General features: G+C 72.2%; 9 protein-coding genes. 7 read left to right on the top strand and 2 right to left on the bottom strand.

All coding sequences use genetic code 11. The features are described from left to right. Positions 1-787, top strand: a 787-nt coding sequence (locus tag ACFOVU_RS20045; protein WP_378535865.1) for a helix-turn-helix domain-containing protein, incomplete at its 5' end; no start/stop codon positions are given. Between the two features lie 3 nt (positions 788-790). Beyond that, positions 791-973, top strand: coding sequence for a DUF397 domain-containing protein (locus tag ACFOVU_RS20040; protein ID WP_378535863.1), 183 nt, complete (start codon positions 791-793; stop codon positions 971-973). Here ACFOVU_RS20040 and ACFOVU_RS20035 read toward each other — a convergent pair. Both ACFOVU_RS20035 and ACFOVU_RS20030 read right to left on the bottom strand, forming a co-directional pair. Further along, positions 945-3,002: a heavy metal translocating P-type ATPase gene (locus ACFOVU_RS20035; protein WP_378535862.1), complete on the bottom strand. Its 2,058-nt coding sequence runs from the start codon at positions 3,000-3,002 to the stop codon at positions 945-947. The two genes, ACFOVU_RS20040 and ACFOVU_RS20035, sit on opposite strands and share 29 nt — an antisense overlap. 482 nt (positions 3,003-3,484) lie before the next feature. Continuing rightward, positions 3,485-3,847 carry an ArsR/SmtB family transcription factor gene (locus ACFOVU_RS20030; RefSeq protein WP_378535860.1) on the bottom strand — a complete coding sequence of 121 codons (363 nt, stop codon included), beginning with the start codon at positions 3,845-3,847 and terminating at the stop codon, positions 3,485-3,487. An 89-nt stretch (positions 3,848-3,936) separates the two neighbouring features. On the opposite strand from ACFOVU_RS20030, the gene ACFOVU_RS20025 reads away from it, so the two are divergent. From ACFOVU_RS20025 to ACFOVU_RS20005, 5 genes are all read left to right on the top strand, one after another. Beyond that, complete coding sequence (locus ACFOVU_RS20025; protein WP_378535858.1) at positions 3,937-4,569, top strand: methyltransferase family protein; 633 nt, start codon at positions 3,937-3,939, stop codon at positions 4,567-4,569. Positions 4,570-4,680: 111 nt separating this feature from the next. Then, positions 4,681-5,157 (top strand): DUF6069 family protein, encoded by a 477-nt coding sequence (locus ACFOVU_RS20020; RefSeq protein ID WP_378535856.1) that lies wholly within the window; start codon positions 4,681-4,683, stop codon positions 5,155-5,157. A 227-nt stretch (positions 5,158-5,384) separates the two neighbouring features. After that, positions 5,385-6,764, top strand: a complete 1,380-nt coding sequence (locus ACFOVU_RS20015; RefSeq protein WP_378535854.1) for an MFS transporter — start codon at positions 5,385-5,387, stop codon at positions 6,762-6,764. Positions 6,765-6,886: 122 nt separating this feature from the next. Beyond that, positions 6,887-7,777 (top strand): shikimate dehydrogenase, encoded by an 891-nt coding sequence (locus tag ACFOVU_RS20010; protein WP_378535852.1) that lies wholly within the window; start codon positions 6,887-6,889, stop codon positions 7,775-7,777. A gap of 61 nt (positions 7,778-7,838) precedes the next feature. Next, positions 7,839-9,845, top strand: a complete 2,007-nt coding sequence (locus ACFOVU_RS20005) for a bifunctional sugar phosphate isomerase/epimerase/4-hydroxyphenylpyruvate dioxygenase family protein (RefSeq protein WP_378535850.1) — start codon at positions 7,839-7,841, stop codon at positions 9,843-9,845. The last annotated feature ends 32 nt before the right edge of the window (positions 9,846-9,877 follow it).

Raw genomic sequence — 9,877 nt, 5'->3', positions numbered from 1 at the left:
CGCCGGACTGACGACTCCACAGGTCGTGCAAGAGCTGGGCTGGGCAGCCGGGAAGCTGAGCAAGATCGAGAACTCAGAGACCCAGACGGTCAAGTCCGTGGATCTGGACCGGATGCTGGACCTGTACGAGGTGTCCGATCCCGCAGTCCGCGAAGCGATGCAAAGATTGGCGCGTGACGCCAAGGAACGCGGGTGGTGGGCTAAGTACCGCGAGGTCTTCGGAGCGCAAGCCCTGCCCGACTTCGAAGCTGAAGCGTCCGTCATCCGGTGCTTCGAGGGACTTGTGGTGCCAGGGCTTCTTCAGACGCCCGAGTACGCGCACGCACTCTTCCAAGGAGGGCGTTACGCCGGTCCGAAGGACATCGCTCGACGCGTCGAGGCCCGCATGGCCCGTAGAAACATCCTGACGAAGTTCAATCCTGCACAGTTGAATGTTGTGATGGATGAAGCCGCTCTTCGGCGCATGATCGGCGGCCCAGCCGTCATGAAGGATCAGATGGCCCACCTGCTCTACATGGCGCAGCTTCCGAACATCGAAATTCGCCTACTTCCATTCGCGATCGGATCGCATGCCGCACTCGTTGCGCCGTTCAGCATCCTTGAATTCACTGCGGATTCGGCGCAGTCGATCGTCCACGTGGATACCGTCACGGATTCCGCCTTCTTCGAGGAACCGGGGGATGTCGAGCGTTACAGTGCAACCTTTGACGATATCCAGGCGATCGCACTCAACGTCGCTCCATCCATGGATTTCATCCAAGACGTGGCCGCCGATTTTAGAGAGTGATCAATGCACCAGCTTCGATTCCGAAAGAGCAGCTACAGCGGCCAAGCGCCCAACTGCGTGGAAGTAGCCGACCTCCCCACCGGCGCCGCTGTGCGTGACTCCAAGCACCCCGGCGCCGGGCATCTCCTCTTCCCCTCCAGCGAATGGGCGGCCTTCCTCACCGCCGCCCGTTCCGCTCAGCTGTAACCAACCCCCCATGTGACCGCCTCCGGCCCGCCCGTAGCCCGTTGGCTATCACCAGCACCTCCGCCACCTCGTGGATGAGGATCACCGGGGCCAGGCCGAGCACACCGGTGGCCGACAGCGGGATCAGGGTCACGAGGATGCCGCCGGACAGGGCGAGGCTCTGGAGCATGATCCGGCGGGCACGGCGGGCGTGGCTCAAGGCCTGTGGGAGGGTACGCAGGTCGTCGCCCATGAGGGCGATGTCGGCCGTCTCGATGGCCGCGTCCGTTCCCATCGCTCCCATCGCGATGCCGACGTCGGCGGTGGCCAGTGCGGGGGCGTCGTTGATGCCGTCGCCGACCATCGCCACCGGGCCGCCATCGCGCAGGGTCGTGACGAGGGCGGCCTTGTCCTCGGGGCGCAGTTCGGCGTGGACATCGCCGATACCGGCGGCGCGGGCGAGGTTGCGGGCCGTGCCGCCGTTGTCTCCGGTGAGCATGGCCGTGCGCACCCCGTGGCCGTGGAGTTCGGCGACCGCGTCGACGGCCTCCGGCCGCAGTTCGTCGCGGATCGCGATGGCGCCGATGACCTGCCCGTCCGCCTCGACCAGGACGGTGGTGGCACCTCGGTCCTGGAGGCGGCCGACCGCCTCGGTGAGCGGTCCCGGGTCGATGTAGCCGGGACGGCCCAGGCGCAGGACGGACCCGTGCGCCCCGTCCCGGCGCTCTTCCGGTCCGTCCAGGTTCCTGTCCGGGCCGTACAAGCGGCCCACCAGTCCATTGCCCGGGATCGCCTCCACGTCGACGGCCGGAACCGGATCGGGGTATTCGGCGAGGATTGCGGCGGCCAGCGGGTGCTCGCTGCGCGCCTCCAGCGCCGCCGCGGCCGAAAGCACATCCTCGCGCGTGCGCCCGGCCGCCGGCTCGACCGCGATCACGGCGGGCTGGTTGCGCGTGAGCGTCCCCGTCTTGTCCAGCGCCACGGTGCGGACCGCCCCGAAGGCTTCGAGCGCCGCACCCCCCTTGATGAGCACCCCCGCGCGCCCGGCCGCGCCGATCGCCGCCACCACGGTGACGGGCACGGAGATGGCGAACGCGCACGGGGAGGCGGCCACCAGGACGACGAGCGCCCGCTCGATCCACACCGCCGGGTCGCCGAAAACGCTGCCGGCCGCCGCGATGGCCGCCGCGACCACCAGGATCGCCGGGACCAGCGGCCGGGCGATCCGCGCCGCCAACCGCTGGCCGGCGCCCTTGCGCTCCTGGGCCTGCTCGACGATGTGCACGACCCGCGCGAGCGAGTTGTCGGCGACGCGCGCTGTCACCCGGACCTCCAGCGCGCCGCCGCCGTTGACGGTCCCGGCGAACACCTCGGTGCCCGCTGCCGCCTCCACCGGCACCGACTCACCGGTGATGGCGGAGGCGTCCAGGGTGGACCGCCCCGATATGACGACGCCGTCGGTGGCGACGCGCTCCCCCGGCCTGACCAGGAGGGCATCGCCCGGAGCGAGCTCGTCCGGTGCGACGGTGACCTCACGTCCCCCGCGCAGCACGGTGGCTCGGGCGGGCACCAGCTCCAGCAGCGCGCGCAGCCCGTGCCGGGTGCGGGCGACGGCGTGGTCCTCCAACGCTTCGGCGAGGGAGAACAGGAAGGCGAGCATCGCCGCCTCGCCGATCTCCCCGAGGAGAACGGCGCCGGCCATCGCGACCGTCATGAGCGTGCCGACGCCGAGCCGCCCCCGGACCAGGGCGCGCAAGGTGCCCGGGACGAACGTCCACCCGCCCGCCGCGATCGCGCCCGCGTACAACGCCGTCGACACCGCATCAGCCTCGAGGAAGCCGGCCGCAAGCCCCGCCGTCCATAAGACCCCGGCGGCACCGGCCCAGCGCGCGGCGGCCGAACGCCACAGCGGTCGCGGCCCGCCGAGCTCGTCGGCCTCGGCGGCGCCGGACCCGGTGCAGGTGGGGTCACCACATCCGTCGCCCGATTTCGCGGCGTCGGCGCGACCGGTCCCGCTACCGGCGGTTCCGGACGCTCCGGGAGCGCCCATGTCCCCCGCCGTATCCGCGACCCCACCCTCGGGTGCGCAGCACCCGCAGGTGGCCGCCTCGGCGCCGACCGCGGCCGTAACGCCCGTCGCGGTCCCGGCGGGGATCGACGGTGAGCCGGGGGTGCCGGCGGTTCCCGCCTCCGCCGCGCTAGGGCGCACGGTCAGCCGGACGACGTCGGTGATGCTGCGCGTGGGGGCGCAGCAGGTGCAGGTGGGTGTGGTGGGGGCGACTCCGGCCGCCCCTTGGGGCGGGCCGGGTGCATCAAGCGCATCGTGTGCATCCGCCGAATCTCGCGCCGCTCGCTCGGCGCGGTGGCGCGTCGGGTGGGCGCTCCCGAGGACGCGGTCTCCGGAAGAACAGCATTCACACTCGCAGATAACGGGCTCGGCGGAGAGCATCGTCCGGGCGGATCTCAGGCGCAGCAGGCTCCGTGGACGCGGTTCCGGTTCCGGTTCACCACAGCACAGGTCCGACATCGCGCCTACTCCCCTAAGGCCGCGGGAGCGGCGGCGGTCAGCACGGACAGGAGTGCGCGGCCGGTGTCGGTGAGCCGGTACATGACCAGCTTGCCGTCGCGCCGCGACGCCGCCAGGCCGGCGATGCGCAACTGCCGGGCGTGGTGGGACACCAGGTTCTTCGAGGCGCCGCACACCCACGCGAGGTCGCAGACGCACAGCTCGTCGCCGACCTCCAGCGCGCTGGCGATCCGCAGCCGGGTCGGATCGGCCAGCGCCTTCGCGCGCTCGGCCGCCGCCCGCGCCGGTTCCTCGGCGGCCACGCGCGAGCGCACGTCCTCGGCGTGCGGGAGGTCAATGCACAGCAGTTCACACTCGTCCGTCGACATGACAACAACCTAACGAACGTTGACATGTTTGTCCATCGATGATTCAGTCCACGGTGAATACAGCAAACACTGTACTGAATGGAATCGCCATGGCATGGATCGTCCTGTGCGCCTACATCGGCTGGCTGGCCCTGGCCTTCGCCCGGCAGACCTGGCGGCAGTACCGGCGCACCGGGGACACCGGACTGCGCATCTCCCCCCGCCCCGGCTCCGCTCAATGGTGGGCGAAGCTCCTCTTCATCGCCGCCCTCCTCTCCTGCACAGCGGGGCCCGTAGCCGACATCGCGGGGGCCACGACCGGGCCCGTCGCCGTCCCCACTCTGACACCGCACCCGGTGGTCGCGGGGATCGGCCTGGCCCTCATCGCCGCGTCGATCGTCGCGACGCCGATCGCGCAGATCGCGATGGGCTCCTCCTGGCGCGTGGGCGTCGACCCCGACGAACGCACGCGGCTCGTCACCCGCGGCCCGTTCCGGATGGTGCGCAACCCGATCTTCACCCTCGTGACCGCCCTACCTCTGGGGGCCGTCCTCGCCGTGCCGAACGCGGTGTCGGCGGCCGGGCTGCTCCTCCTCGTCGCCGCCGTCCAGATCCAGGTGCGCGCCGTGGAGGAGCCCTACCTGCTGCGCACGCACGGGCAGGCCTACCGGGACTACGCCGCGAAGGTGGGACGGTTCCTCCCCTGCATCGGCCGGCTCACGCCGCCGACCGCCCCGCGCTGACCCGGGACACACCCCCGCGTGCGCGCCCGCGACCCCCCGACTTGACATCAACTTTGGTTGAGGTACGACCCTGGGGGCATACGGTCAAATCGGACAACCTCGGGAGAACCCATGACCACCCAGTCGCCGAGCGGTGGCATCGCCGCGAACACCGCATCACCGCCCGCACGCCTCCCGGGGCTGGCGTGGTGGCAGGCGGGGGTCATCGCCGTCGCCGCGAGCGTGGCGGCCAACCTGCTGATCTTCGGCATCGGCCACCTGGCGGGCGCCTCCATGACCCACGCCGACCCTGCTGACCCGGGGGCGATCGTCGCCGTCACCGCCGGAGGCGTCGCCATCAGCTCCACCGTGCCGCTGGCCATCGGCTTCCTGGCCGCCATCGGCCTGTCGCTCCTGTGGACGGGCTTCCTGCGGACCGCCCAGATCACAGGCACGGCCCTGGCCCTGCTGTCGACCGCAAGCCCGGCGATCCTCCTGGACGCCGACATCCCGACCCGGGTGGCGCTCTCGCTGATGCACATCGTCCTGGCCCCGGCCGTCTGGTACTCCCTCGGCGCGGTCCGCACCCGGGTACTGGCCCGCGCCTGATCCACCACGCGAACACGCTCCTCACGGGGGCCGCCCCGCGCTCACCGAGCGCGGGGCGCCCCCCGTTTCGCTGCCCGGACCCGCCACTCGCCGAAAGGGCCGTCCGCCCGGGCAAAGGACCATCCCAGGGGGGTTGACAGGTGACCTGGGTCACCACACCATACGTAGCAGCGCGCTAATTAACTATCTAGTTCGTAACTTCACCACCACACCGGATGGAGCCTCTCGTGACCGACACCCCCCGCACCCCCGTTCCGGGGGCCGGCGGCGCGCAGGGCCAGCCCCGGAAAGCGGCCATCGCCGCCTGGGTCGGCAGCGCGCTGGAGTACTACGACTTCTTCATCTACGGCACCGCCGCCGCCCTCATCTTCGGCCGGGTCTTCTTCCCCGAATCCGACCCCGCGAGCGCCACCCTGCTCTCCCTGGCGACCTTCGGGGTCGGCTACGCCGCCCGTCCCCTCGGCGCGTTCGTCCTCGGGCACTTCGGCGACCGGCTCGGCCGCAAGAAGATCCTGTTCTTCACCCTCGTCCTCATGGGCGTATCCACGTTCCTCGTCGGCTGCCTGCCCACCTACGACCAGGTCGGGGTCCTGGCGCCCGCCCTGCTGGTCACCCTCCGCCTGCTCCAGGGCCTGTCCGCAGCGGGCGAGCAGGCCAGCGCCGGGTCCATGACGCTCGAACACGCCCCTGCGCACCTGCGCGGGTACTACTCCAGCTTCACGCTCAACGGCACCCAGGCCGGCCAGATCCTCGCCACCGTGGCGTTCCTGCCCATCGCCGCCCTCCCCGACGAGCAGCTGCTGACCTGGGGCTGGCGGATCCCGTTCTGGTTCAGCGTGGTCGTCGCCGTGGTCGGCTACATCATCCGGCGGCGGATGGCGGAGACGCCGGAGTTCGAGCGGGTCGCGGCCGAGGGCAAGGTGGCCCGGATGCCGCTCGCCCTCCTCTTCCGCCACCACTGGGCCGACGTCCTGCGCGTGACCGCCGCGGCCCTGTACGCCTCCGTCAGCACGATCGCCGGGGTCTGGGCGCTGGCGTTCGCCGCCGACACGGTCGGCCTGGACCGGTCGGCGCTGCTGTGGGTGGCCGTGGCCGGAAACTGCGTGGCGCTCATCGCCATCCCGCTGTGGGCGCGGCTGTCGGACCGGATCGGGCGCAAGCCGGTGTTCATCTTCGGGTCGTCCGGGTCCGCCGTGCTGATGGTCGCCTACCTGTGGGCGATCTCCACGGGGAACTACGCGCTGATCTTCGCGGTCGGCATCCTGCTGCTCGGCGTCGTGTGCAGTGCGGCCAACGGCCTCCAGCCGGCGTTCTACGGCGAGATGTTCAGCACCCGCGTCCGGCTGTCGGGTATGGCGATCGGCACCCAGATCGGGTACGGGATCGCCGGGTTCTCCGCCACCCTCGCCGCCTGGATCGCCGGGCCGGAGGGCGACAACTGGGTCGGCGTCGCGGGGCTCTCCGCCGTCCTGCTCCTGATCCCCGTCGTCGCCGCGCTCACCGCCCGCGAGACCGCCCACACCCCCACCGCCGACCTGGGCCGCATCCCGGCGCCGGAGGGCCCTGTGACCAACGGCGGGCTGACGGACACGGTCCGCCCGGGCTAAGGTCAAGTAACGTACCAGTTCGTACATTATCTAGCTCAGCGGGGGCGGCGCGCACCCATCGCGCCGCCCCCGCCGCCGCACGCCACGGCCGCCGGACACGACACCGCGGGAGAAAACGCAGGATGACCTCTCACCTCATCGGGCTGATCGGCTCCGGCATCGGGCCCTCCCTCAGCCCGGCCCTGCACGAACGCGAAGCCGACCTCCACGGGCTCCGCTACCTCTACCGGATCATCGACATCGGCGCGCCCGAGCCCGGCGCTCAAGCGGCTCCCGCCCCCGCCCCCGGCGCCGACGCCGACTCCGTCGGCGACCTCCTCCGCTGGGCCCGGCGGCTGGGCTTCACCGGGCTCAACATCACCCACCCCTGCAAGCAGACGGTCATCCCCCACCTCGACGACCTGTCCCCCGATGCCGCCACGCTCGGCGCCGTCAACACCGTGACCTTCGACGGCGGCCGCCTCATCGGCCACAACACCGACTGGACCGGGTTCGCCCTGTCCTTCGTGCGCGGCCTGCCCCACGCCGCCACCGACCGGGTCGTCCAGCTCGGCGCGGGCGGCGCCGGAGCCGCCGTCGCCCACGCGCTGCTGACCCTGGGCACCGGCCGTCTCACCATCGCCGACGCGCAGCCGGAGCGGGCGGAGGGTCTCGCCGCCGAATTGGAGCGCCGCTTCGGCCCCGGCCGCGCCGGCACCGTCCCCCTCGGCGCACTCGGCGCGGAGCTCGCCGGAGCCGACGGCCTGGTCCACGCCACCCCCACCGGGATGGCCGCCCACCCCGGCCTCCCGCTGCCCGCCGACCACCTCCACCCCGGCCTGTGGGTGGCCGACATCGTCTACCGCCCGCTGGAGACCGCGCTCCTGCGGAGCGCGCGCGAGATCGGCTGCCGGACCCTCGACGGCGGCGGCATGGTCGTCCACCAGGCCGCGCACGCGTTCCGGCTGTTCACCGGGATCGAGCCCGATGCCGGCCGGATGCTCGCCCACTTGGCCGACCTCGTCGCCGTGTGATGCGCGGCGCGCACCAGCGGAACCGGACAGAGAAGAAGTGGAACGAGGAGGAGAACACGGAATGCGGAAGTCCATCGCCACGGTCTCGCTCAGCGGCTCGCTCGACGAGAAGCTGACGGCGGCCGCCGCCGCGGGCTTCGACGGCGTCGAGATCTTCGAGAACGACCTGATCGCCGCCCCCATGCCCCCCGAGGAGGTCCGCCGGCGCGCCGCCGACCTGGGCCTGGCCATCGACCTCTACCAGCCGTTCCGCGACTTCGAGGCCGTGCCCGCCGGCACGCTCGCCGCCAACCTGCGCCGCGCCGAGCACAAGTTCTCGGTCATGGACCGCCTCGGCGCGACCACGCTGCTCGTCTGCTCCTCCGTGTCCGCGGAGGCGGCCGGCGACGACGCCCTGGCCGCCGAGCACCTGCACCTGCTGGCCGAGCGGGCATCGGCCCACGGCATCCGCATCGCCTACGAGGCACTGGCGTGGGGCCGCCACGTCGACGACTACCGCCACGCCTGGCGCATCGTGGAGATGGCGGACCACCCCGCTCTGGGCACCTGCCTGGACAGCTTCCATATCCTCTCCCGCGGCACCGACCCGCGGGAGATCGAGGACATCCCGGGCGAGAAGGTGTTCTTCCTCCAGCTCGCCGACGCCCCCGCCAAGGCCATGGACGTGCTCCAGTGGAGCCGCCACTACCGCTGCTTCCCCGGCCAGGGCGACTTCGACGTCGCGGGGATGCTCGCCCACGTCCTGCGGACGGGGTACCGGGGCCCGCTGTCGCTGGAGGTCTTCAACGACGTCTTCCGGCAGGCCGACGCCAGGCGGACCGCGGTCGACGCGATGCGCTCCCTCATCGCACTGGAGGAGGACACCGCCCCGCTCCTCGCGGGCGACCGGGCCGACCGGGTCCCGGCGCCCCGCCCGGCCGCCGCGCCCGCGGAGTCACCGGCGATATTGCATACTCCGCCCGCCCCCGTCGTCCCGACCGGGTTCGCCTTCGCCGAGCTGGCGGTCCCTTCCGACACCGGCGGGCTCGGCAGGCTGCTCGCCGCCCTCGGCTTCTCGCGCACCGGAGTGCACGGCGGCAAGCCGGTCGAGCTTTGGGAGCAGGGGGATGCCCGGCTGCTGCTGAACAGCGGCGACGGCCGGCCCGGCGCGGCCGGCCCCCACCTCGCCGCGATCGGGCTGGAGAGCCCCGACCCCGCCGGTTCGGTGGCCCGCGCGCAGGCGCTGCTGTCGCCGGTGCTCCCGCGCCGGCGGGCGCCGCGCGACGTCCCCCTCGACGCGGTCGCTGCCCCCGACGGCACCGCCCTGTTCTTCTGCCGGACGGCCCATCCGGACCACCCGAGCTGGACCGACGACTTCCGCGGGGTCCTCGACGGGCCGACGCCGGGCGCACCCCCGGACGGCGACGGTCCGGGGCCCATCGGCGTCACCCGCATCGACCACGTGGCGCTCACCCAGCCCTGGCACCACTTCGACGAGGCCGCCCTCTTCTACCGGTCCCTCCTCGGCCTGCGGGCGCACGAGAGCCTGGAGGTCGCCGACCTGTACGGGCTGGTCCGCAGCCGGGCGATGTCCGGCGGCGGGGACGGCGAGGGCGACGGAGGGGCGAGCGGAGGCGGGGAAGGAGGAGGCCGCGGCGTCCGCATGGTCCTCAACATCGGGGCGATCCCCGGGTCGCCGCAGACGTCGTGGCAGCACATAGCGCTGGAGAGCGAGGACATCGCCGCCACGGCCCGGCGGCTCAACGACCGCGGAGACGGCGGCCGCGTCCTGCTCCCGATCCCGGACAACTACTACGACGACCTGGAGGCCCGCTACGACCTCGGGGCCGCGCGCCACCGCGAGCTGCGGGAGCTGGGGCTGCTCTACGACCGCGACGAACACGGCGAGTTCCTGCACCTCTACACGGTCACCGTGGGCCGGGTGTTCTTCGAGATCGTCCAGCGCATCGGCGGCTACCAGGGGTACGGCGCGGTGAACGCCCCCGTCCGGCTCGCCGCCCAGCACGCCTCGACCGCATACGACGGCGTCACCCGTGGAGCCGGAACCCGGCGGCGCCCGGAGGGTTAGGATGAAAACAGATCTCCGAGCCCATACCCCCT

The sequence above is a fragment of the Nocardiopsis sediminis genome, from assembly GCF_042650565.1.
Lineage (GTDB): Bacteria > Actinomycetota > Actinomycetes > Streptosporangiales > Streptosporangiaceae > Nocardiopsis_B > Nocardiopsis_B sediminis.
The sequence above is the reverse complement of the archived record's forward strand: the minus strand, read 5'-3'. Positions and strand labels throughout refer to the sequence as shown.

Bases quoted from the DNA above. Each gene is read 5' to 3' on its own strand.
- ACFOVU_RS20040 (WP_378535863.1), top strand. From the start codon at position 791: ATGCACCAGCTTCGATTCCGAAAGAGCAGCTACAGCGGCCAAGCGCCC.
- ACFOVU_RS20035 (WP_378535862.1), bottom strand. From the start codon at position 3,002: ATGGGCGCTCCCGGAGCGTCCGGAACCGCCGGTAGCGGGACCGGTCGC.
- ACFOVU_RS20030 (WP_378535860.1), bottom strand. From the start codon at position 3,847: ATGTCGACGGACGAGTGTGAACTGCTGTGCATTGACCTCCCGCACGCC.
- ACFOVU_RS20025 (WP_378535858.1), top strand. From the start codon at position 3,937: ATGGCATGGATCGTCCTGTGCGCCTACATCGGCTGGCTGGCCCTGGCC.
- ACFOVU_RS20020 (WP_378535856.1), top strand. From the start codon at position 4,681: ATGACCACCCAGTCGCCGAGCGGTGGCATCGCCGCGAACACCGCATCA.
- ACFOVU_RS20010 (WP_378535852.1), top strand. From the start codon at position 6,887: ATGACCTCTCACCTCATCGGGCTGATCGGCTCCGGCATCGGGCCCTCC.
- ACFOVU_RS20005 (WP_378535850.1), top strand. From the start codon at position 7,839: ATGCGGAAGTCCATCGCCACGGTCTCGCTCAGCGGCTCGCTCGACGAG.